The 23596-nt window shown below is 50.1% G+C and carries 16 protein-coding genes; 11 read left to right on the top strand and 5 right to left on the bottom strand.

What is annotated here, in order from left to right; genetic code table 11:
• The first annotated feature begins 139 nt into the window (after positions 1–139).
• A complete protein-coding gene (locus CDA54_RS15825) occupies positions 140–1333 on the top strand; it encodes an ROK family transcriptional regulator (RefSeq protein WP_099036009.1) in 1194 nt (397 codons plus the stop codon).
• 37 nt (positions 1334–1370) lie between these two features.
• On the opposite strand, the gene CDA54_RS15820 is transcribed toward CDA54_RS15825, so the two are convergent.
• Positions 1371–3425 carry a S9 family peptidase gene (locus tag CDA54_RS15820; protein ID WP_099036008.1) on the bottom strand — a complete coding sequence of 685 codons (2055 nt, stop codon included), beginning with the start codon at positions 3423–3425 and terminating at the stop codon, positions 1371–1373.
• Between the two features lie 168 nt (positions 3426–3593).
• On the opposite strand from CDA54_RS15820, the gene CDA54_RS15815 reads away from it, so the two are divergent.
• Genes CDA54_RS15815 through smrA form a run of 4 tightly spaced genes read left to right on the top strand, consistent with a single transcriptional unit; the run spans position 3594 to position 7627 of the window.
• Positions 3594–4769 (top strand): paraquat-inducible protein A, encoded by a 1176-nt coding sequence (locus CDA54_RS15815; RefSeq protein ID WP_099036007.1) that lies wholly within the window; start codon positions 3594–3596, stop codon positions 4767–4769.
• Positions 4747–6402: an intermembrane transport protein PqiB gene (gene pqiB, locus CDA54_RS15810; protein WP_099036006.1), complete on the top strand. Its 1656-nt coding sequence runs from the start codon at positions 4747–4749 to the stop codon at positions 6400–6402. The genes CDA54_RS15815 and pqiB overlap by 23 nt, the downstream gene beginning before the upstream one ends.
• Positions 6399–6980, top strand: coding sequence for a PqiC family protein (locus CDA54_RS15805; RefSeq protein ID WP_099036005.1), 582 nt, complete (start codon positions 6399–6401; stop codon positions 6978–6980). Before pqiB ends, CDA54_RS15805 begins: the two co-directional genes overlap by 4 nt.
• Positions 6981–7039: 59 nt before the next feature.
• Positions 7040–7627, top strand: a complete 588-nt coding sequence (gene smrA, locus CDA54_RS15800) for a DNA endonuclease SmrA (RefSeq protein ID WP_099036004.1) — start codon at positions 7040–7042, stop codon at positions 7625–7627.
• A gap of 971 nt (positions 7628–8598) precedes the next feature.
• Here smrA and purL read toward each other — a convergent pair.
• Positions 8599–12492, bottom strand: a complete 3894-nt coding sequence (gene purL / locus CDA54_RS15795) for a phosphoribosylformylglycinamidine synthase (protein ID WP_099036003.1) — start codon at positions 12490–12492, stop codon at positions 8599–8601.
• A 229-nt stretch (positions 12493–12721) separates the two neighbouring features.
• Between purL and mltF the strand changes: the two genes are divergently transcribed.
• Complete coding sequence (mltF, locus tag CDA54_RS15790) at positions 12722–14122, top strand: membrane-bound lytic murein transglycosylase MltF (RefSeq protein ID WP_229748178.1); 1401 nt, start codon at positions 12722–12724, stop codon at positions 14120–14122.
• 42 nt (positions 14123–14164) lie between these two features.
• Positions 14165–14320 carry a hypothetical protein gene (locus CDA54_RS19645; RefSeq protein WP_180237247.1) on the top strand — a complete coding sequence of 52 codons (156 nt, stop codon included), beginning with the start codon at positions 14165–14167 and terminating at the stop codon, positions 14318–14320.
• On the opposite strand, the gene tadA is transcribed toward CDA54_RS19645, so the two are convergent.
• On the bottom strand, positions 14317–14823 hold the full coding sequence (gene tadA, locus CDA54_RS15785) for a tRNA adenosine(34) deaminase TadA (protein ID WP_099036002.1): 507 nt from the start codon (positions 14821–14823) through the stop codon (positions 14317–14319). The two genes, CDA54_RS19645 and tadA, sit on opposite strands and share 4 nt — an antisense overlap.
• 157 nt (positions 14824–14980) lie before the next feature.
• On the opposite strand from tadA, the gene CDA54_RS15780 reads away from it, so the two are divergent.
• The 4 genes from CDA54_RS15780 (at position 14981) to CDA54_RS15765 (ending at position 20334) form a co-directional block, all read left to right on the top strand.
• Positions 14981–15193: a hypothetical protein gene (locus CDA54_RS15780; protein WP_099036001.1), complete on the top strand. Its 213-nt coding sequence runs from the start codon at positions 14981–14983 to the stop codon at positions 15191–15193.
• A 150-nt stretch (positions 15194–15343) separates the two neighbouring features.
• The gene (locus CDA54_RS15775) at positions 15344–18625 is read left to right on the top strand and encodes an nSTAND1 domain-containing NTPase (protein ID WP_099036000.1); all 3282 of its coding nucleotides are present in this window, start codon (positions 15344–15346) and stop codon (positions 18623–18625) included.
• A 34-nt stretch (positions 18626–18659) separates the two neighbouring features.
• Entirely contained in the window at positions 18660–19031 is a 372-nt protein-coding gene (locus CDA54_RS15770) for a DP-EP family protein (RefSeq protein ID WP_099035999.1), read from the top strand.
• A 247-nt stretch (positions 19032–19278) separates the two neighbouring features.
• Positions 19279–20334 carry a sensor domain-containing diguanylate cyclase gene (locus tag CDA54_RS15765; protein ID WP_180237246.1) on the top strand — a complete coding sequence of 352 codons (1056 nt, stop codon included), beginning with the start codon at positions 19279–19281 and terminating at the stop codon, positions 20332–20334.
• A gap of 109 nt (positions 20335–20443) precedes the next feature.
• Here CDA54_RS15765 and guaA read toward each other — a convergent pair whose 3' ends face one another.
• Positions 20444–22021 (bottom strand): glutamine-hydrolyzing GMP synthase, encoded by a 1578-nt coding sequence (guaA, locus tag CDA54_RS15760; RefSeq protein ID WP_099035997.1) that lies wholly within the window; start codon positions 22019–22021, stop codon positions 20444–20446.
• Positions 22022–22112: 91 nt separating this feature from the next.
• A complete protein-coding gene (gene guaB / locus CDA54_RS15755; protein WP_099035996.1) occupies positions 22113–23582 on the bottom strand; it encodes an IMP dehydrogenase in 1470 nt (489 codons plus the stop codon).
• Between the last annotated feature and the right edge of the window lie 14 nt (positions 23583–23596).

The following is a 23596-nucleotide window of genomic DNA, read 5'->3' as shown; positions in this document are numbered from 1 at the left end:
TTACAAACAGTATCTAGTGTAAAATGCCTTCATATTATGTCAATCATTTTTACTTAAAAGAATGGTGAATAAAAAATACTGGTAGCTGTAGTCATAATACGTACAATGTTTCGGCGCACTAAACCCAGAGAAGCTTTCATTGCAAGCATCAAATTCCAAACAAAACAAAGCATTAAACTTACGACTGGTCCTATCTCACATCGCGACCCTCAGCCCTGTCTCCCGGGCTGAGATCGCCAAGATAACCGGCCTCACTAAGCAAACTATCACCAATATGGTGGATGAACTGCTGGCGGCCGGGCTGATCAACGAATTAGGAGTAAAACGACAGGGCACCGTGGGTAAGCCATCTAAGATGCTGGCGTTGTCAGGAAAAAACACGGTCAATGCGGGCATACGTTTGTTCGATAATCACTGTCGTTTGGCGCTCTTCAGCCTGACCAATGAAAAGATTGGAGAGTGTGATATTCCACGCGGCCAGAAGTTACCGGGAACACTGCATGAGGCTTTGCAGGCATTATTGACGGAACATGGCGTGCAACAAGGTGAGTTGCTAGGCGTAGGCATCAGTTTTGTGGATCAGTTTGATCATGACTACCCCGACCCTAAGGCCAGAGAGATGTTTTGCCAGTCTCTGGCTATCACCCTGGGGCATCCTGTGGTCATGGAATCCACAGCGGCCGCCTGTGCCGCCTGGCATATGCTCCATGGTGAGGCCAGAGGACTGCAGGGATTTGTTTATGTACATTTAGGCCTGCAGATGGAAGCTGCGGTTGTTTATGGCCGCCGCATTCTGCTCGGCCACAATCGCTTAACAGGCGCTTTTGGTGACATTTTTGTCAGCCCCGAGGTCAGTAGCAAGGACGGCGAGCTGGGCAGACTGAATGATTTTGCCTCACTCAATGCACTGAGAGAACTGACCAGACAAACGGACATGGATCTGGAGGCGATCAACCACCTGAGTGAAAACAATCCCAAAATCCTGTCACGCTGGCTCGAACAGGCGGCCGAACCCATGCGCATTGCCATTCATATGCTGGAGTCAGTACTCAATAGCCAGACCATTATCTTCGGTGGAGATATTACCCCTGAATTGCTGGATAAGATGATTGCCCGGCTGAGACCTTTGATTCCTTCTATTTCTCAGTATGGCGAACGGCATGTGCCAAGAATTATCAAAACCCCCAATGTCCAGGAAATTGCCATGAGCGGACTGGCTACCCTGCCCCTCCACAGTGCTTTAGATACCGAGCAGCCTTACTCCGCTTTTCTGCCAGCAAACTCTGACCTGACAGAAAAGCAGATTCTTCTTTACACCGCGAGCTGGGCTTAGTGCAAACATGCACTAAGCGGTTGTCTGAACGTTTCTGTTAATCCTCGTTGCGATATCGCGCAAACCAGGCCAGTGTATGCTCAATCTTGGCGATCATCCTCGATGGCTTGCCGGCGATACCATGAGGTGAGCCAGGCACTCTGACCAGCGCCGCGTCTACTTTTTTCAGTTTTAATGCCTGATAGAACTGCTCAGATTCAGATATCGGTGTGCGCCTGTCTGCTTCGCCGGTCATTATTAATGACGGCGTGACCACATTGCCCACCAGAGACAAGGGAGAGCGCTGCCAATAATGTTCAAGGTGCTCCCACGGCATGCCGGGGAACTGATTACGGATCTGTCCAAGATAACTATCTGCGGTCAGTACTTTACTGACCCAGTTAATCACCGGTTTGGTTATGGCTGCAGCGTTGAATCTGTCGGTCAGGCCAATTGCGTAGGCACTGGCAATGCCTCCTGCCGAGCCACCTGCAATAAACAGGTTTTGTTCATCAATAAAGCCCCTGGCGATCATGGCGTCGACGCCGGAGTTATGATCGGCAAAGTCTTCTTTGGAGCTGTACTTTCCATCTAATAACATGGCAAAACGCTCGCCGTAGGAAGAACTGCCACGGTGGTTAGCGTAAAACACCACGTATCCCTCGGCGGCATAGCGTTGCAACTCAGCACTGAAATGAGGTCCATAGGCCAGGTGTGGTCCGCCATGAATCTCCAGCAGTAGCGGATATTTTTGCTCAGGATCAAAGTCCGGCGGGGTGATATACCAGCCCTGAATGGTTTCGCCATCAAAGGAGGAAGCATACTCAATTTCATGTACCTGTCCGAGTTGCTTATGTTCAAGTAAATCCTGATTCAGATCGGTCAGCTGGCGGGTTGTACCTTTAAACCAGTAACCTAAATCTGCCGGGCGCTGGCTGTTCCCGTGGGTATAAGCAATGGCACCATTGCGTGCGACTGAAAAACTGCCACTGATATAAGGCCGCCCCAGGGTGGTGCCAGAGAGAGTGTCGGTCAGTGCCTGCACTTTTCCGTCAAGGTCAATTTTTGCCAGCTTACGTTTGCCATGATCATCATACTGAATCACCAGACTGGCGTTATTGTGCCAGCCATAGTGACCGACAGAACGATCCAGCTTGTCGCTGATCTGGCGCGTTTTCCGGTTGTTGAGGTTCATTAGCGCCAGACGGGTATTCTGATAAGGCACCCTGGCATCGGTGCGGCTCAGATAAGCCAGCTGCTTACCATCCCCGGAAAACTGTGGGTTGTATTCAGCACCCGCAGCATCGGTCAATTGATTCAATTCTGAGGAGTGAAGGGATATCTGATACAGGTTTGCTTCACTTCCCTGATACTCCCAGTCTTTACTGCGATTGGCCGAAAAGACTAATGCCTGGCCGTCTGGGCGCCATGCCAGCGGACCGCGGTGCTGATAATCACCTTCAGTGACCTGCCTGGCGCTGCCACCGGTCACCGGTACCACAAACACATGACGATACGCAGGTTCCAGCATCCCCTGGCCATCAGCCTGATAACGTGCCTTTTCGATTATTATTGGTGCATCTGCCCAGTTCGCTCCTTTGGGCTTTTTCGGCATTTTCACGGATTTGGCAAAGTCAGTAGGACCCGCCGGCACCTCCATGGTAAACGCCAGCCAATTGCCGTCAGGAGACCAGCTGATATCGCTGATGCCTTTCTCCACCTGTGTGATCACGGCAATTTTATCCTGCTCCAGCCAGTGTACATATAACTGATTACGGCCGTCACGATTCGAGACAAATGCCAGTTTTTTTCCATTTTCTGACCATACAGGCTTGCTATAGCTATGTTGATCCGCATGCAAAGGGTACTGATTGCCCGAGCTTAAATCATGCATCCATAAGCTGCGCCGGTTGCCATCAGTCATCACATCGTAACCACTGCGCACATAAACAATGCGGGAGCCATCCGGTGAAATCTTCGCGTCGCTGACATATTCAAGCTCAAAGATATCTTGTGAAGTGAACCCAGAATTTACCTGTGCAAAAACCGGGCTGGATATCATCAGGGCGAGCCCCAGTATCACGCAGCCCGGCAATCTAAAACCAAAAACCATAGCAGTGTTCTCCAAAACATTTCAGGTTAACGACCATATAAACAATTACCCACGGAAACAATTCCAATGCGTTGTTCTGCATAGAATAACGGGGACCTGCGTCTGCTAATGGTATTAATTCCGGTCCCTCGTTACACTGACGTCATCTTATGATGAAAAACACAGCCTATGAATGAAGATTCAGCTAATTCGCCGGATATAATTCAGGTACGGTGCCCGGAATGTCACCTGGTGGTATCGGTGACGGACCTTCAGCACAAACAGAAAGCCTTGTGCCCCAGGTGTGGTTATCAACTTACCCTGATGCGCTCTCATGCTAATGAGAAGGTATTGGCCTTCAGCCTGGCGGCGTTGTGTTTTTTAATAGCCTCTGTTCCTTTTGAGTTTATGATATTCAGTGTTCAGGGGCAGTTTCAGCGCATGAACATTCCATTGAGTATCAGCACACTGGTTGAGCAGGAATATCCCATTCTGGCTACCATTCAGTTGCTGGCTATCTACGTCATTCCGGCCTGCATTTTACTCTGTATGATCTACCTCAGTTATCATTTAAAACGAGATAAGTATCCTCCCCATGGTGGCTGGGTAAAGCGCATTCTCTTCGCCCTTCTGCCATGGAGCATGGCAGAAATTTTCCTGGTGGGTGCCCTGATCAGCCTGATCAAGATCCGGGATATGGCTGACATTCAGTTGGGTTTGTCGTTTTATGCGTATCTCTTTTTTACCCTGTGCCTGCTCTGTTGTCTGATATATCTGGATGAATTTCAGTTGTCTAAAAGTTTACGCCGCCTTGGTGAACAAAGATGGAAACTGGCAAAATCTGCCCCGCCCCCGGTAAACAAGGTGACACAACGGACATGGGCGTATTTACTCGCTGCTCTGATACTCTACATCCCTGCCAATACTTTACCTATTATGCATACCAGAGTGCTGGGGCAGGAGCAGCCCAGTACAATACTTGGCGGCGTCGTCAGTCTTTGGCAAGATGGCTCTTATCCTGTTGCACTGGTAATTTTTGTCGCCAGTCTGGCTGTGCCGATCGGTAAACTGCTCACTCTGTGCTGGCTGAACTACAGTATTCAGAGGCAGGTGCTCACAGGCCAGCACTGGCGTACAAAGCTATACAGAATCACCGACTTTATTGGTCGCTGGTCAATGATAGATGTATTTGTCGTCGCGATTCTGGTCAGCCTGATCCAGCTGGGTAATACAATGAGTGTCTACCCCGGACCAGCGGCACTGGCATTTTCAGCAGTGGTTATTCTGACCATGTTGGCCGCCAACAGTTTTGACAGCAGATTAATATGGACACAAAAACCTGATGACAACGACACAAAACAGTAGCAGCGCCCGACTCGAACAGGCTTCCTCATGGTCAAAAGTCTGGCTGGTTCCCCTGGTTGCGTTGGGTATCGGGATCTGGATGATCTACACAGAACTGAGCCAGCAAGGCCCGATGATCAATATTCAGTTCAGCTCTGCTGAAGGTCTGGAGGCTGGCAAAACCCGTATTAAAACACGGGATGTGGATATTGGTCTGGTTAAAGAGATCCGACTGGCAAAGGGCAGTAAAGGGGTGCTGGTAACGGCCAGAATGACTCAGGAATCAACTCCCTTATTAACTGAAGATGCCAGTTTCTGGGTGGTATCACCCAAGGTTAGCCTGTCGGGTGTGTCCGGACTCTCGACACTATTGTCAGGCGCTTATATAGAATTAGCACCGGGTTCGAGTGATCAAACTGCCAAAAGTTTTCGTGGGTTGGATGATCCGCCACTCACTCCGGCAGGTTCGCCCGGTATGCACTTAACCCTGAGTAGCGGCGAAGAATTTGCCTTTACTGAAGGCGATCCGATCATTTACAAAGGAATGAGCGTAGGAAAAATTGAAAATGTCTATTTTAACTATGCTGAGCGTACAGTCTATTATAACGCCTTTGTCCATGCGCCCTATCACCAGTTGATCACTCAGAATACCCGCTTCTGGAATATCAGTGGCATCCAGGTAGGGTTAAACACTGAAGGGCTGACAGTGCACACCGGTAACCTGCAGACCTTACTGACCAATGGCGTAACATTTGGCATACCCGAGGGAATGGAGGCAGGAAAAGTCGTGCGGCGACGCACTTTCTTTCATATCTACGCTGACTATGACCAGGCTTCCCGCCCGCAACTCAAACAAAAAGTTGAATACGCATTACTGATAAAGGACTCGGTAAAAGGGCTGGATATCGGCGCACCGATTGAGTATCACGGGCTCACTGTTGGCAGAGTTGAGCAGGTGAATGTGGCGCTGGAGCAGAATCACCAGCCTTATCTTGCCAGGGACTATCGCATTCCGGTGATTTTCTCCCTTTACCCTGCTCAGTTAGGCTTAACAGACGATGACAACGGCAGAGAAACACTGAAAAAGAATATGCACAATTGGATATCAGAGGGCCTGAAGGCTTCGCTGGCAACAGGAAACCTGCTGACGGGAAAACAATATATCGAGCTGAAATATCATCCGGGCATAAAGTCGGTTTCAGTAGAACAAATTGCCGACTTCACCCTGGTTCCCAGTATTTCCGGTGAGTTCTCTCTGTTGACACAAAAACTCGATGCCATATTGGATAAACTCAGTAGTTTGCCACTGGAGCAACTCAGTATGGATATCTCAGAAACCATGCAAAGTGCCACGACGGCATTACAAAAGATGCAGGGTAGTCTCTCAGGAATCGACAACCTGATCGACGATGTGGAGAAGAAGCAACTGATACAGCAGCTCAACAACACATTGCAAACATTCGAGAAACTCGGCGGCGACTACGGTTCAGGCTCTTCCAGTCATACCCAGCTAAACCGCTCCTTAAAGCGGCTGGAGCAAAGTCTCAGTCAGTTACAACCGCTGCTGCATAAGCTTAACCGACAGCCCAACAGCCTGATATTCGACCATAACAGCGATGAAACAGAGCCTAAAGCCAAAGGAACCCGGGAATGAAAAATAGCCACTTGCTTCTGTTTGTCCTGCTGCTGAGTGCCTGTAGCAGCGCCCCCACTCAGATCACATACTACATGTTGGATAACCCGACCCGGACAATGTCAGCCCCTAACAACCAGGCACCGACAGTGACGCTGCAAAGTCTTAACTTACCGGATTATTTACGTCAGGATGGACTGGTAATGCGCCTCAGCAATAATCGGCTACAATTGTCCAGTGAACATTATTGGGCACAGCGTATTGATGCCAGCATCGAAACAATAATGCTCAAACAACTCAATCACCCCGATGCGTCGTTTCACCTCCAATCGATTACCGAGCCTCTGGCACAACAAAGCGACTACCAGTTGCATATTCAGATTATTCACCTGCTGATTGAACAACAGAATGCTGTCCGGTTGCAGGCCAGGTACTGGGTGACGAAAAGTGACTCTCATCAGTCCCTGATGAGTGCCAATAGCGATATCGATATACAGCTTACAGCCGATGGCTATGAGCATGCGGTAGAGAAAATGCGTCAGGCACTGGTTCACTTCAGTGATGAAGTCAGTAAAGATATCAGCACAATAGTGAAGTAAACTAATCCACTTTCTCTTTGTCACGTAAATATAGACTTGTCAGTGCAACAGGAGGAATCATGGGGGCAGCTAAACAAGATCAACAAGCTTTTCTCGACGCCATGCAGGACGTCAGGCCAATTGCAGCCAATGACAAAGTGGTTCACCAGGTTCGGGGCACAGAAACCCTGGCTCAACGACTCAAACGACAGGCTCTTGAAAAAGCAGCATCACAGAACCCAAATATCCTCAGTATCGAAAAAGTTGAGTCCGTGGAGCCTGATGCTTTTCTTGAGTTTAAAAAACATGGTGTTCAGGAAGGTGTGTATAAAAAACTACGCCTCGGTAAATATCGCATCGACGATGTATTGAATATCCGCAGAATGAAGTTTGAGCAAGCCCGGGAGCAGATGTTTGACTCGCTGACACAGGCCCATGACAGAGGAGTCAGAACCCTGTTGATACAGCATGGAATGGGGATAGACAGTAAACCCTTTCCGGCATTTCTGAAAAGTTATGTGAATCAGTGGCTAAGACAATTACCTCAGGTACTGGCTTTTCACACAGCGCAGAGAGCCCACGGCGGCCTGGCAGCCACCTATGTATTGTTACAGAAAAACCAGCGACAAAAACAGACTAATCGCGAGCTCCATCAGAAACCACGGTAACCTCACTTTTATGTTCTGCGTTATTCTGATAATCAGGCGCAGACTCGGCCCTCGTCCCGAAAAATGCAGTAACGACCATGATAATCACGGCGAACAACACCCCGGCCAGGCCAAAACCTCGTGATGAGCGATTCATAAACCATCTCTTTTATTGTTTTATTGTCTACAAATCCCTGCTCTGTCCGATTTACTTACCCATTACGTCCCTGCTATGAACAAACTTCTGTAAACCGGCAATTTCCGGGAAATAGCTTAAAAATCAGCTTCCCCTCGGAAATTAGTATAGATACTAAACAGGGTTTTGTTATTTAACAACAGCTTAGGTAAAAAAATGTCATTTTTTTGACATTTAGGCAGCAGAACACCTGTTTTCGGCCAAATATAGGGGTCGAAAGCGAGTACAGGGAGGGTTTGTCTCGTGAACAGAAGGATGGAATTATGCGTCGAATCCATTCGGCCAGTGCACCGCATTGCTCTCCCAAAGGTGCAGAGAAATAGGAGAAATTCACCACCAAAATCCTCAGCGCCTCTGCGAGATCGACTTCCTGTCATTCAGGCCCAATAAATTGGGCTCTACAAAGCTGCGCATTTTCCGGGCGTTCACAGCCCCTGGACATCGCCGAAAAAATGTTCCCGACATTTTCGGTATACGACCGCCAAGGAGGGCGGAAGTGCAGGTTATGCAGGAGCACCATGGCGTATGGAACGCCATGGAACAGCTTTAGCTGGCCTGCGCAGCAGGTAAGCTACAGGGAGGTAGCTTATAATCACCTGCCCGTCCTTCCCTGGACATCGCCGAAAAAATGTTCCCGACATTTTCGGCATACCGTCCTTCCCTGGACATAAAAAAGGCACCAGCCGAAAACCGGCGGTGCCTGTTAAAAGTGAGCCGAAACTCATTCAATGTTCACTCAAAACTCCACGCTAAGGAGTATCCATACAGACAGGAGAAGAGAACAAAAAGTTTCAGGTTACCCCACAAATACTCTCGCATTCCTGAACAAACGCATCCAGGGGCTGTCTTCCTGCCACTCATCGGGGTGCCAGGAGTTCGCAACAGTGCGGAATACCCGTTCCGGGTGCGGCATCATAATCGTCACGCGACCATCACTGGTCGTCAGGCCGGTGATGCCCTCGGGCGAGCCATTAGGATTAGCCGGATACTGCTGCGTCACATTCCCATAGTTGTCCACATAACGCAGCGCCAGTTCACCACTTTGCACAGACTGCTTCAGAGCACTGGCATCGGCAAACTCTGCCCGGCCCTCACCATGGGACACTGCTACCGGCATCCGTGAGCCCGCCATGCCTTGCAACAGCACTGAGTCTGATTGCATCACCTCCACCATAGAGAAGCGGGCCTCAAAGCGCTCACTGCGATTAGTAACAAAATGAGGCCAATGGCCGGCGCCGGGAATTAACTCTTTCAGATTGGACAACATCTGGCAACCGTTACAAACCCCAAGGGAGAAGGTTTCATTGCGATTGAAAAATGCCGCGAACTGATCTCTGGCACGGCTATTAAATAAAACAGACTTCGCCCATCCTTCACCGGCACCGAGCACATCACCGTAGGAAAAGCCACCACAGGCCACCAGCCCCTGGAACTGATTCAGCTCAACCCGACCGCTGAGAATATCGCTCATATGCACATCAATAGCACTGAATCCGGCGCGACTGAATGCTGCTGCCATCTCCACATGGGAGTTAACTCCCTGTTCCCGCAATATCGCCACTTTCGGCCGTACACCCGACGACAGATTAGTAGCAATTAATGGCGCCGCCACGTCTTCGTTTAAATCAAAGGTAAGACTGGCATGTAAACCAGGATCGGTCGGGTCATTTTTCTGCTGCAATTCCTGCTCAGCACACTCTGGGTTGTCCCGCAAAGATTGCATATGATGGGTGGTCTGTGCCCAAAGGTTCCGATAGTGGCTGCGGGTGTTTTCCAGCACCGTCGCGCCTTTCTGAACAAAGCGGATACCATCTCCGGCGGTTGGCTGACCGATATCATGCACATGCTCTTGCAGGCCCTGTGCGGCAAACTCCTGTTTGACCGCTGCAATATGTTCTTCGGCTACCTGAATCACCCCACCCAGCTCTTCACTGAACAGCGCTGGCATCGCCTCGCCCAAACCATCAAGGTTGATATCGAGACCACAATGACCGGCAAAAGCCATTTCCGTTAATGTGGTAAACAAGCCACCGTCTGATCTGTCGTGGTAGGCCAGCAGTTTACCCTGAGCGATCAATTTTTGAATCGAATTGAACAGACCTGAGAGTAAATCCGGCTTGTCCAGATCAGGCACCTTGTCACCCAGCTGTTCATAGACCTGAGCCAGGCATGACCCACCCAGACGATTCTGTCCTGCCCCTAAGTCCACTAACAACAGGCGGGAAGCCCCCTTATCCATGCGTAACTGCGGCGTCAGGGTACGACGAATATCTTCGACCCGGGCAAAGGCGGTGATCACCAGAGACAAAGGAGATGTGACGGATTTATCTTCGTTTTGTTGCTGCCAGCGGGTCTTCATTGACATCGAGTCTTTACCCACCGGAATGGTTAATCCCAGTGCCGGGCAGAGTTCCTCACCCACCGCTTTTACTGCAGCATAGAGACCTGCATCTTCACCGGGGTGCCCTGCCGCCGCCATCCAGTTTGCAGAGAGTTTAATACGTTTCAGATCACCGATATCAGCCGCCGCAATATTGGTAATGGCTTCCGCCACTGCCATTCTCGCCGATGCACCATGATCAAGAAGTGCCAGCGGAGTGCGCTCCCCCATCGACATGGCTTCACCATGGTAGGTGTCGTAACCAGACGCGGTAACAGCTACATCAGCCACCGGGATCTGCCAGGGCCCGACCATCTGATCCCTATTCACCAATCCGGTTACCGAGCGGTCACCGATAGTGATCAAAAACGTTTTTTCTGCCACCGCAGGCAGTTGCAATACCCGCTCGGCCGCATCCGACAGCTCAACGTGGCTTAACTCAAGCCCATTACCTTCAACGCTGGCCGTTTTAACATCACGATGCATTTTCGGCGGCTTGCCCAACAGCACATCCAGTGGCATATCGACCGGATTGTTATCGAAATGGCTGTCGTGCAGGTTCAGATGGGCTTCTTCGGTCGCTTCACCGACAATGGCGAAAGGCGCACGCTCTCGCTCACAGATCGCAGTAAATACATCCAGATTTTCTGGCGCCACGGCCAGTACATAGCGCTCCTGAGATTCGTTGCACCATAGCTGCAACGGCGACATTCCCGGTTCATCGTTGGGAATCTTACGCAGCTCAAAACGCCCGCCGCGTCCGGCATCATTGACCAGCTCAGGAAAGGCATTTGACAGGCCACCAGCGCCCACATCGTGAATAAACTGGATAGGATTATTTTCACCCATGCCCCAGCAACGATCGATAACTTCCTGACAGCGCCGTTCAATTTCGGGATTATCGCGCTGCACAGAAGCAAAATCCAATGCCTCATTGGATTGTCCTGACGTCATCGAGGAGGCCGCGCCCCCACCCAGGCCAATATTCATTGCCGGTCCGCCCAGAGCAATCAGCTTTGCGCCAACGGTAATTTCACCTTTCTGCGTATGCTGAGGGCGGATATTACCCAGCCCGCCAGCCAGCATAATGGGCTTATGATAACCGCGGATTTCAGTGCCATTAAAGCTGGTAACCTGTTGCTCATAGGTGCGGAAGTAGCCAAGAATATTCGGCCTGCCGAATTCATTGTTAAACGCGGCGCCACCCAGAGGCCCCTCCAGCATTATTTCCAGCGCACTGACAATATGCCCGGGTTTGCCATACTGTTGTTCCCACGGCTGTTCATAGCCGGGGATGCGCAAGTTAGACACACTGAACCCTACCAATCCTGCTTTAGGTTTGGAGCCGCGCCCTGTAGCACCCTCATCACGTATTTCCCCGCCTGAGCCTGTCGCAGCACCTGGAAACGGAGATATCGCCGTAGGATGATTATGCGTCTCTACTTTCATCAGTATATCGATGCGCTCCTGATGAAACTGATACTCTTTGTTGTCACCATCGGCAAAGAAACGCCCGGCAAAAGAGCCTTCCATTACCGCAGCGTTATCCTTATAAGCGGAGTGCACATAATCCGGACACTGTTCAAAGGTATTCTTGATCATTTTAAACAGCGACTTGGGCTGTTTCAGGCCATCAATGCTCCAGTCTGCATTAAAGATCTTATGCCGGCAGTGCTCTGAGTTGGCCTGGGCAAACATATAGAGTTCAACGTCATTGGGATTGCGGCCAAGGCGTTCGAAGCTGCTGACCAGATAATCAATTTCATCTTCCGCCAACGCCAGTCCCATCTCTTCGTTGGCCAGCACGAGGGCCTGTCGGCCCTGGCCGAGGATGTCTACTGTGCGCATTGGTGCGGGCTGCTGTTGCACAAACAAGGCTTCGGCTTGTGCGGTTCCGGCTAACACCGATTCAGTCATGCGATCATATAATAACGCCTCGCACTGTTGCTGATCTTCCTCACTGACGCCTTCAAGGTAATAAGCAATGCCCCGTTCAATTCGTATGACCTTATTCAGACCACAGTTATGCGCGATATCGGTGGCTTTTGACGACCACGGAGAAATTGTACCGGGTCGGGGCACAACCAGTATCAGCTTGCCTTTGGCTTCGCGTTCATCTGCTTTTGGTCCGTACACCAGTAAGCTGGCGAGCACCTGGTGTTCCTCAGCGCTTAACTCCCCCTCTGTCTGAGCGAAGTGCACGTATTCGGCGGTCAGGGCCGATACCCCAAGTTGTTTGTCCGCAAATTGTGCGAGCAGTTTATTGATTCGAAACTCAGAGAGGGCCGGCGCCCCGCGAAGAACTAGCATGCTATCTGTCACCAAAATTGCTGGAAATGTCAGGGCGCGAATTATATACCTAAATGCCCCCTGAGTGATAGTTTCAGCGACGCTCGTTGCGTAATACCAATGCGCATAGATACATAGCTTATCTGCACTGGTTTTCCTGCTTTACCCTGTGCGTTTTCGACAACACTGGCACCCACGCTAAATTTTGGTCACAATGGCTATTAATCTGTTGATTTAGTGCAGGATAACCGTGCTTTCGCTAACCACTTCCCGTCGGGCAATATTGCTATTCATATTGAGCCTCTGTTTGCTGTCGTGCCAGCCACAGAGTAAGCCCAATGTGCTGCAGCAGGTTACGGACTCAGGCGTACTGAAGGTGGGCACACAATATGGACTGACTACGTATTACACCGGACCAAACGGACCCGAAGGGTTTGAATATGAACTGGTAAAAGGCTTCGCTGATTTTCTGGGCGTACGCCTTGAAATCTATCCCTATTTCAGTCTCAGTCAGGCATTTTCACAGGTGCAAAAACAGCAGATTCAGCTGCTCGCAGCTGGCCTGTCGGTAACACCACAGCGCTCCAACGAGTTTAAATTTGGCCCCCCCTATCAATACGTAAGCCAGAAATTGATTTTTAAGCAGGGTGCAGTAAGACCAAGAGGGCCCGAAGACCTTACCGGCGAAATGATTGTCGTGGCGGGCAGCAATCACACTGATACCCTGAGACGCCTGCAGCAGGAATATTCGAACCTCGACTGGCAGGCGACGAATGAGATGGATAACGAGGAGCTGATGGAAGCGGTACTGCGTGAGGAATATGACTATACCATCGCCGATTCCAATATCCTGGCCATTATGCGCCGCCGCCATCCTGAATTGTCCATCGGTTTTACCCTGCAGGAACCTCAACGGGTCGCCTGGGCAATGAGCAAAGCCCAGGACGATTCATTACTCGCCGCCATGCTGGATTATTTTGGGACACTGTATGAGGATGGCCGCCTGGCTGCGCTGGAAGATAAGTATTTTGGCCACATCAGACAGTTTAACTACGTCGATACGCGTTTATTTATCAAAGCTGCAGAGAAGACCTTGCCTGAATACCTGCCGCTATTTGAGCAATATGCCGATAAAATAGACTGGCGTTTGCTGGCGGCGATGAGTTATCAGGAAAGCCACTGGAACCCCCGGGCTCGCTCACCCACTGGCGTAAGAGGCCTGATGATGCTGACCTTGCCCACGGCAAAGGAGCTCGGCGTCACGTCCAGGCTGGACCCGAGACAGAGTATTCAGGGCGGCGCCAGGTATCTTCAGGGGTTGATAGAACGTATCCCTGAGAGAATAGAATATCCGGACAGACTATGGTTTGCGCTGGCCGCCTATAACGTTGGTATGGGGCATCTGGAAGATGCCCGGATCCTGACCGAACGCCAGGGAGGCAACCCGGATATCTGGGTGGATGTGAAATCAAGACTGCCATTGTTGCGCCAGAAACGTTTTTATAAAACAACCCGGTATGGGTATGCCCGCGGTGACGAAGCGGTTACCTATGTGTCTAATATTCGCCGTTATTATGACACGCTAGTATGGCTGGACGAACAGCAGAGGCTCGGCGTCGATACTGATCAGCCGGAAGCGATCGGCGACTAATGTTTTCGAAATCTGAATAATCCGGTATTAAAGGAGATAAGTTTGCGCAGAAGAAACCAGCTCAGAGCCACGCCACCTCCTCGCTCCCATCACCGGCGTCGTTTGGTAATGAAAAAACTACAACGCAAAATACAACTCAGACGACAGCAGTATCAGACAACTGAGGCTCAGACCGACGACACCACACAGACCGACTAAGCTTTACGTTCAGGCGCTATCCGGGAGGCTTTTTTTTGCGTTCTTCGCCAGCGAAAAAAATCAGACAACAACGTGGCACAGGATTCTGCCATCACCCCGCCTTCAACCTCTATCTGATGGTTCAGCGCAGGATGACGAACAATATCCATTACCGAACCACACGCCCCTGTTTTGGGATCACTGGCACCGAACACTAATCGGCTGATGCGACTATGTACCAGAGCACCGGCACACATGGCACAGGGTTCCAGCGTCACATAGAGCACAGTATCCAGTAGCCGGTAATTGCCAATATTCACACCCGCTTCACGAATTGCCATCATTTCAGCATGGGCGGAGGGATCATGGCTGCCGATGGAACGGTTCCACCCTTCGCCGAGAATCTTCCCCTCCCGCACCAGCAAAGCACCAACCGGAATTTCTCCTTCATTCCAGGCTCTCAGGGCCAGTTTACGGGCCTCGCCCATCCAATATGCATCGGTCTTTTGTTGGCTATCTTTCATCTGGTCAAAGTTACTATTGATTCGCTTAATTCACCAACAGCACGTGGCTATGGTTCTTTGCTAATTTATAAGACAATGAAAATTATAACTTTTTTCATTGGCCTGAGGTTTGCTATACAGGTTAGGATACTAGAATCTCAACAAGGAATATATTGCTATGAATATTACCGCCGTCGTCATCGTCGCCATTGTTTGCTGGGCCATTGTGGAACTGTTCAGTTCACGCAACAAAAAGGCACCAAAGAATCAGGATTTCAGCGCGCTCCAAAAGGAACTGGCTGGCTTAAAAGACCGGGTTCAGACTCTGGAGAAAATTGTTATCGACGAAAACTACGATCTGAAAAAGCAGTTTGATGATCTTAAAGACTGAAACCTTCTAAGGGTGCGTTTTGCATAGTTCCGAAACGCATTGCCCACCATCAACATGCAACTGAAACAGTGGCGGGCAGAATAAATATGCGTATAGTAAGTTAGCATTGACGTTGGCCCCCTGATCACCGCCAAAGGTGTCATCAGAGGCATGCTTTTTGAGCGAGAAGTGGATAGTAGTCAGTTTTATCTTGGCGATTGGCAGGTATCACCTGCAAGTAATAGTCTGAGACTGGGTAAAACAGTCAGCGTAATCGAACCCAGAGCCATGGACGTATTGCTGTTTCTATGTCAGCAGGCAGGTAATGTCGTCAATGCCGAGACGATCGTGAATCAATGCTGGGGCGGTGAGGTGGTGGGCGATAATCCAATCCACAAGTCCATCACTCAGTTGCGCAGAGCCTTAGGTGATAAGGCGAACACCCCGATTTATATCGAAACGATCCGTAAACGTGGATACCGTGTTATCGCCGACGTGGTATTTCCGCAGGATGATCAGGCCAGAGCTGAAAAAAGCCAATGGCAGGGTAGCTCACCTTTTCCCGGACTCAAAGCGTTTACCAGTGATGATGCCGGTGTCTTCTTTGGTCGACAATCACAAATAGAACACATTCTTGAACGGCTAACAGAGCAATTGAAACGCAATCATGCGCTAACCCTTTTGCTCGGTGCCAGTGGCTCAGGTAAATCCTCGCTTATCCACGCAGGCCTTATTCCCCGGCTGATGGCGCCGAATGGCATTGATGGCGTAGGCGTTGTCAGCGCTGTGACGATTGACTTTGCCGACGTCATAGCGGAAAACCTTTGGCAACACTTCGCCAGTTGTCTGTTAGATTGGGACGTTAACGACGCACCGGTATTCGAAGGTCACAGTGCCGAGTCATTAGCACAGGTGTTGCAAACAGATATTGGTCAGGTGTGTGAGTTATGCCAACTCGCTATCAGAAACTCCCCGGCTTACAGCCAACCAAAACTTCTACTGGTACTGGATCGCCTGGAGGTGCTGCTGGATGCCCCTCAGTACAGTTCGGCAGTGCGCTCGGCATTTTTAACCATGACAGACGCTCTGGCAGGTTGTCACGCTATTATCATCTTTGCAGCCTGTCGTAACGAATTTTATCCGCAATTAACCCGCTACCCGATGTTAATGCGCGGCAAAGACAAAGGTGCCCATTTCGATCTGGCACCGCCCTCGCCTCACGAGCTTAGCCAGATGATTCGGCTACCCGCCATTGCCGCAAAACTGGAATGGGATATCGACAGTACGACAGGTATGCCACTTGACGATTTATTGGTACTGGAGGCCACCTCTCAGCCTGATGCACTGCCATTATTGCAATATACTCTTCAGGAGCTGTACGAACAGCGCACTGACAATCAGCTACAGGCCTCTGTTTACAGGGAGCTAGGGGGAATTGAGGGTGCCATAGGACACAAAGCAGAAGAAATTTTCGCTGCCATGAAGCCTGACAATCAGCACGCTTTCCCCCATGTATTGTCTCTCCTTATCACGCTCAGTCATGACACCAGTAATCTGACCAGCCGAACTGCCCGCTGGGAAGAGCTGAAAACCCCGGCACAGCACCAATTTGTGCAATCAATGGTCGATAATCGTTTGTTTGTTTCCCGTTTACAAAACCAGCAACCCTGCTTCCAGGTCGCTCACGAAGCGCTGTTGCGCTGTTGGTCCCGTGTCACAGATTGGATCACCCGTCACAAAACCAGTCTGGCCATCAGAAGCCGCCTGCATCAGCAAGCCGACAACTGGCTGGCAGAACAAAAAAGTACCGCATATTTGCTTGCAGAAGGTAAACCCCTGCAGGAAGCAAAGAGCTTACTCGAGGTAGATAGTTTTACCCTATTGCCTCATGAGTTAGCTCTAATAAAGGCGTCTTCCAACAAAGCCAGAACCAGGCGTTGGCTCAAACGGGCAACACTGGGGTTATTAGCAATACTCACCAGCATATCGTTGTTTATGAGCCTGCAAAGTCAGCATGCCCAACAGATAGCCGAACAAAAACGCCAGGAAGCAGAGAGTTTGCTTGGCTTTATGGTAGGCGAGTTTGCGGACAAGTTGCGCAGTGTTAAGCGGATGGACCTCCTTGATGGTATCAGCGCGAAAGCCATTGAATATTTCAGCACCAGTGAGGCGCTGACCGAGGATCATCCCTGGTGGGCACTTTTTACCCTAAATCGCAGTACTGAAGGCCGTTTTCAGAGGGCACTAACACTTCAGGCATTGGCGGAAGTCGCCTATTCCAGAGGCAACAGCAATGAAGCGAGGCAGAGTTTTACTGCTGCCGGGCAGCAATTGAATAAACTATGGCAAAAAGATAAAGACAACCCTGAACTGTTGCAAGCGCTTGGCGTCAACGCCTTCTGGCGTGGTCAGCTTGATTACGACGCAGGGCACTACCAGCAGGCGTTACCGGCTTTTGAGCAGTATCTTGCCTACAGCGAGCGCCTTGTAGCAGTTCAACCTGGCAATACTAATGCTCTTGCTGAACTGTCTTATGCTCACAACACACTGGGTTCCCTGGCCCTTAAACAGCAAAAATATAAGCAGGCATTGACCGAGCTGAATCATTCACTGACTCTTAAAAAACAACTGATAGAAAATGATACTGGCAATGTTGCGTTACTTGCTGACATTGCAGACACCTATTCCTGGCTCGCATCAACTGCCCGTCATCTGGGCGATATTACTGCCGCTCTTGATTACTTCTCACAAGGACAACAACGTCTGGAAAAGGCACTAAAAGTAGATTCAGACAATGCTTATACCATGGAGAGCCTGGCGCTACTGTTGTGGCAACATGCCAATCTGCGCGAACTAACAGGGCAAATAAGCCGGGCCGTGTCGCTGGCTGAAGGCGCGCTGCACTATCTGGACGCACTTGTAATGCAGGATGCAGACAATTTGTTCTGGCAACAAGACAGGCGCAGTGTTCAGTTGTTACTGATTCGACTCAACACTAAGCTGCCAGATCAACACAAGCATCTCACACAGACCGAAGTGAACCAGCAGGTCTCTGCCATCAGGGCCTCTGGTGCGCTTGCTGGCTCTGATTATCTGAACCTTGCGCGGATTTACCAGCTGCGCCGCCATTTTGAACAAAAACACTCTATGCTGGAGAAAGCCAATGACTGGCTGCAAAGCCTGGATTCTGCAACGGACACTCAGGATGCCGTCTTTTTTGCCCAGTTTCAGATGCTACTGGCACATCCCGCAGAGGCTTTACAGACTCCAGATAAACAGGCTCAATATTGTCAGCGTGCTGTAGATGCACTGGCACCATACACCAGAGTCAGCAAGGATCCACAGACGTTGCTACTGTTTGTGCGTGCGAGCCAGTGTGCTTCAGACAATCCCGACGTGACTTCGTATGTTAAGCAGTTAACCCGGCAGGGGATTTCCCTGTCTTTATTTTAATAACCCTTAACTCAACAACCAAAAGGTACGCTATATGACTGACACTCCACAGATTGAATTTAAAGTCACTGTTGATATCTCCGTTACACCTCCGGTTTTTACCATTTATAATCAACAGGGCCATATCGACAATAATCCAATCAATGTGACAGAAAACAACACACGGATAATTTACAGGCTAAAAGATAACAATGATGGCCTGAAATTTATTGCACCAGAGGTTTCTGATGACCCTCACGGTGACATTACCCCCAGTATTTCTGAGGATGGTCAAACGCTGACCATCACCGATAGCGATGCCGACAATGAGACCATTTGCGTCAGGCTCGTGGTGATTCAGGCGAACTCACCAGATACGCATTATGTCAGTCAGGATCCACAAATCCGCAATCGTCCGCCAGCCTGATATAAGTCACATCAACGCAGCCCGAAGTTTCACCTGCTATCGGCGTTCCTGGCCCCCGGACATGAGCTGGCGGGCCTGCACGTTTCTGTTTCAGCACCTTCAAATCGCTGATTCAGTTCACACAACATAAAATATTCATCTATTTTTCAACACCTTACACGGGAAGGTTGGCGGAAGGTTTAGCGCGCATAAAATTGATACGCTTTTTCCTGGCATAAGCCTGATTCATTGAAGTTAAGGAAAAATGATGCGTAATACTGACAAAACCAGTGATCAGTCCCGGACAAACGGTTATGAAGCCCATCAAGGCTCCCATGCTGTTTCAACCTCCCCCCAGACAATAGAATTTTCTAACCACCATAACGCACCGCCATCCATAACATCACAAAGCCATGGATTGCTGTCTGAATCAGGTTCACTTGCGACGATGATTAATTTCATGAGCGAAGGTATTGTTATCCTCAATGCTTCGGGGATTATCGAAATGGTTAATCCGGTCGCGGCAACATTATTCGGCGACTCCAGAGCCTCATTACTGGGATGTAATCTGCTGTCTATGATGAGCGAAACCTATGCAGAAGAGTACCGCATCCTGTTTAATGAAATACGAAATGACAACGGGCTCAAACTCAGTCACGGCCCAAAAGAAGTGGCGTTTTGTCGTAATAACCGCAATCTGCTTGAGGCCGATATGTCATTGTCGAGCTTACCGGATATTTTCAGCTTTGATGGCGTTTATCTGCTGGGCGTGATTCACGATTTAACCGTTCACAAAGCCGAGTATGGACGCCTGAAGAGACTCGCCCGGACAGACCATCTCACTGGCCTGTCTAATCGACACCGTTTCGCTGAAGCCCTTGCCGAGAACTGGCAACTCTGTGCCCGTGAAGGTTTACCCTTGAGTATGCTGTTGATAGACGTTGATTTTTTCAAACGGTTTAATGATCAGCACGGCCATATTCTCGGCGATAAATGCCTCAGGAAGATAGCGAACATCATTGAGTTGTGTCTGCCAGCACGGGATTGTCTGGCAGCGCGTTATGGTGGCGAGGAATTTGCGGTATTATTGCCGCGCTGCCCGGCCCGTGTTGCCCAGCTTATTGCGATCAGAATGAATCGTCATATTGCCGAACTCACTTTTGAAGACCTGAATTTACCTTCTGCGGATCCCATCAGTGTCAGTATTGGTGTGGCTTGTCAGCAAGATCATCGCTTTGAAAACTCAGAGTCCCTGATTTGCGCTGCGGACTCGGCACTCTATGAGGCCAAAGCAAAGGGTCGCAATCGTATTCAGTGCAGCTAACCGCCGCTACGTGTTGCCGGAGTATTACTTAACGAAGACGACACCATTCAGGAAAGGCCGCGATCAAAACGATAGCGTGCCTTTTCAAAGTCAATGAATTAGATACGCTTCATTCCCACTCAATTGTCGCCGGGGGCTTACCGGAAATATCATAGACCACACGGGATATGCCATTGATCTCGTTGATAATGCGGTTGGACACTTTACCCAGAAACTCATAGGGAAGATGGGCCCAGCGCGCCGTCATAAAGTCGATGGTTTCCACGGCTCGCAGTGATACCACCCAATCATATTTGCGCGCATCGCCCATCACACCGACCGAACGCACCGGCAGGAAGACGGCAAAGGCCTGACTGACCTTGTGATAGAGATCGGCCTTGTGCAGCTCTTCGATAAAAATCGCATCGGCACGGCGCAGCAGATCACAATACTCTTTTTTCACTTCACCAAGTACACGCACACCCAGACCGGGGCCGGGAAACGGATGGCGGTAAAGCATGTCATAGGGCAGACCTAATTCCAGACCAATCTTGCGCACTTCGTCTTTAAATAATTCTCTTAAGGGCTCCACCAGTTTCATCTGCATGTTATCCGGAAGACCACCGACATTATGGTGAGACTTGATCACATGAGCCTTGCCGGTTGCCGAACCGGCCGATTCAATCACATCCGGATAGATAGTACCCTGAGCCAGCCACTTGGCATTAGTCAGCTTACCGGCTTCTTCATCAAACACCTCAATAAAGCTGTTACCGATGGCCTTACGCTTAAGCTCAGGATCATCCACCCCGGCCAGTGCATCCAGGAAACGTTGTTCAGCATCAATCTTGATAATATTCAGGCCAAAGTGGTCACCGAACATGTCCATAACCTGTTTGCCTTCATTCAGGCGTAACAGGCCATTGTCGACAAAGACACAGGTCAGCTGTGAACCAATAGCCTGATGTAGCAGCATGGCAGTAACCGAGGAATCTACACCACCGGAAAGCCCGAGAATGACCTCATCAGTCCCCACCTGCTGACGAATCCGTTCAACGGCATCTTCAATAATCGAAGCCGGTGTCCATAACTTTTCACAACCACAAACATCATTGGCAAAATGTTCAAGCATCCGCAAGCCCTGACGGGTATGTGTCACCTCAGGGTGAAACTGCAAACCGTAGAATTGCTTCTCCTGATTAACCATCGCCGCAAAGGAACAGCTGTCCGTGCGGGCCAGCGTTTCGAAACCTTCAGGAATAGCACTGACTTTATCGCCATGGCTCATCCACACATCCAGCAGGGCATTGCCATTCTCACCAATATGATCTTCAATATTGCTCAGAAAAGGCGAGCGCTTTATCACTTCCACCTGCGCATAGCCAAACTCGCGCATATCAGAGCCCTGCACTGCACCTCCAAGCTGCACCGCCATGGTCTGCATGCCGTAGCATATCCCCAAAACCGGCACACCAGCCTCGAATACATAATCAGGCGCTCTTGGGGAGTCAGGTAACGTCACCGACTCCGGACCTCCGGAGAGAATAATACCTTGTGGGTTAAATTCGCGGATCTGTGCTTCGCTCACATCCCATGCCCAGAGTTCACAATATACGCCTATCTCTCGGATCCGGCGGGCTATCAATTGGGTATACTGGGATCCAAAGTCCAGAATCAGGATACGATGGTCATGGATGTTTTTGGTCATGAAATTTCCTGGAAGGTCTGTTTAAGTTACAACATACAAAAAGCAGTTTTAACACGGCGGTACGCAAAGCGTACCGCACAATGGAAGCACATCAGCCCATACGGTAATTCGGGGCTTCCTTGGTGATAGAGACATCATGCACATGGGACTCTCCCATGCCCGCAGCACTCACTCTGACAAAGCGGGCTTTACTGCCGAGCTCATCAATAGTGGCACAACCTGTAAGGCCCATGGCACTTCGCAACCCGCCCATCTGCTGATGGATAATATTAGCAATAGGGCCCTTATACGCCACACGACCTTCAATGCCTTCAGGCACCAGTTTCTCGGCGTTGTCTGAGTCCTGGAAATAGCGATCAGAAGAACCATGACTCTGGTTCATGGCACCCAATGAGCCCATCCCCCGGTACGACTTGAAATAACGGCCCTGATACAGCTCCACCTCGCCAGGCGCCTCTTCGGTACCGGCCAACATACTGCCGACCATTACACAACTGGCACCTGCCGCCAGGGCTTTGGCGATATCACCTGAGAAACGAATACCGCCATCAGCAATAACCGGAATACCGGTTCCCTTGAGCCCTTCAACGGCATCAGAAACCGCTGTAATCTGAGGTACACCACAACCGGTCACGATTCGGGTAGTGCAGATGGAACCCGGGCCGATACCCACTTTAACCGCATCCACACCGGCATCGGCCAGTGCTTTGGCGCCCTCTGCGGTGGCCACATTACCTGCGATCAAATGCAGTTCAGGATAATCTTCACGCACCCGGGTGACGCGGTCGATAACGCCCTGAGAGTGACCATGGGAGGTGTCTATCAACAGAATATCGACTCCTGCTTCCACCAGCAGTGCAATTCGTTCATCAGTGCCGGCGCCAACCCCTACTGCTGCACCTACACGTAAGCGGCCTAACTTATCCTTACAGGCATTGGGTTTACTTTCCGCTTTCTGGAAATCTTTTACCGTGATCAGACCTTTGAGTTTGAAGGCATTATCCACCACCAGGATTTTTTCAATCCGGTGTTCATGCATCAGTGCTAATACCTCATCCGAGCTGGCTCCTTCTCTGACCGTTACCAGACGCTCTTTTGGCGTCATTACCTTGCTGATAGCCAAATCGTGATTGTTTTCAAAACGCAGATCCCGGCCGGTCACGATCCCTACCAGATTATTCTCCGCATCCACAACCGGAAAACCAGAGTAACCGTGCAGCTGGCTAAGGGCATTGATTTCTGTGATCGTGGCATCCGGAGTAACGGTGATAGGATCAGAAACCACACCACTCTCGTATTTTTTCACCTGGCGCACATGGCTGGCCTGCTGTTCGGCGGTCATATTCTTGTGAATAAAACCAATTCCCCCTTCCTGCGCCAGAGCGATGGCAAGGCGTGCTTCACTGACAGTATCCATCGCAGCGGAAATGAGTGGAATACTCAACTCAACGTCGCGGGTCACTCGGGTTTTAAGACTGGCTGTGTGGGGAAGAACAGTGGAATGTCCTGGCACTAACAATACGTCATCGAAAGTCAGGGCTTCTTTTTCGATTCTGAGCATGGCAACAACACCTT

Source organism: Lacimicrobium alkaliphilum (genome assembly GCF_002591895.1).
In the GTDB taxonomy this organism is placed as follows: domain Bacteria; phylum Pseudomonadota; class Gammaproteobacteria; order Enterobacterales; family Alteromonadaceae; genus Lacimicrobium; species Lacimicrobium alkaliphilum.
Note: the sequence above shows the minus strand (reverse complement) of the source record. Positions and strands in the feature narration are given on the sequence as shown.

Excerpts from the sequence above, each read along its gene's own strand:
- smrA (WP_099036004.1), top strand. The coding sequence starts at position 7,040 with ATGGGGGCAGCTAAACAAGATCAACAAGCTTTTCTCGACGCCATGCAG.
- CDA54_RS15805 (WP_099036005.1), top strand. The coding sequence starts at position 6,399 with ATGAAAAATAGCCACTTGCTTCTGTTTGTCCTGCTGCTGAGTGCCTGT.
- guaB (WP_099035996.1), bottom strand. The coding sequence starts at position 23,582 with ATGCTCAGAATCGAAAAAGAAGCCCTGACTTTCGATGACGTATTGTTA.
- tadA (WP_099036002.1), bottom strand. The coding sequence starts at position 14,823 with ATGAAAGATAGCCAACAAAAGACCGATGCATATTGGATGGGCGAGGCC.
- CDA54_RS15770 (WP_099035999.1), top strand. The coding sequence starts at position 18,660 with ATGACTGACACTCCACAGATTGAATTTAAAGTCACTGTTGATATCTCC.
- guaA (WP_099035997.1), bottom strand. The coding sequence starts at position 22,021 with ATGACCAAAAACATCCATGACCATCGTATCCTGATTCTGGACTTTGGA.
- purL (WP_099036003.1), bottom strand. The coding sequence starts at position 12,492 with ATGCTAGTTCTTCGCGGGGCGCCGGCCCTCTCTGAGTTTCGAATCAAT.
- CDA54_RS15780 (WP_099036001.1), top strand. The coding sequence starts at position 14,981 with ATGAATATTACCGCCGTCGTCATCGTCGCCATTGTTTGCTGGGCCATT.
- CDA54_RS15820 (WP_099036008.1), bottom strand. The coding sequence starts at position 3,425 with ATGGTTTTTGGTTTTAGATTGCCGGGCTGCGTGATACTGGGGCTCGCC.
- CDA54_RS15775 (WP_099036000.1), top strand. The coding sequence starts at position 15,344 with ATGCTTTTTGAGCGAGAAGTGGATAGTAGTCAGTTTTATCTTGGCGAT.
- CDA54_RS15815 (WP_099036007.1), top strand. The coding sequence starts at position 3,594 with ATGAATGAAGATTCAGCTAATTCGCCGGATATAATTCAGGTACGGTGC.
- CDA54_RS15765 (WP_180237246.1), top strand. The coding sequence starts at position 19,279 with ATGCGTAATACTGACAAAACCAGTGATCAGTCCCGGACAAACGGTTAT.
- pqiB (WP_099036006.1), top strand. The coding sequence starts at position 4,747 with ATGACAACGACACAAAACAGTAGCAGCGCCCGACTCGAACAGGCTTCC.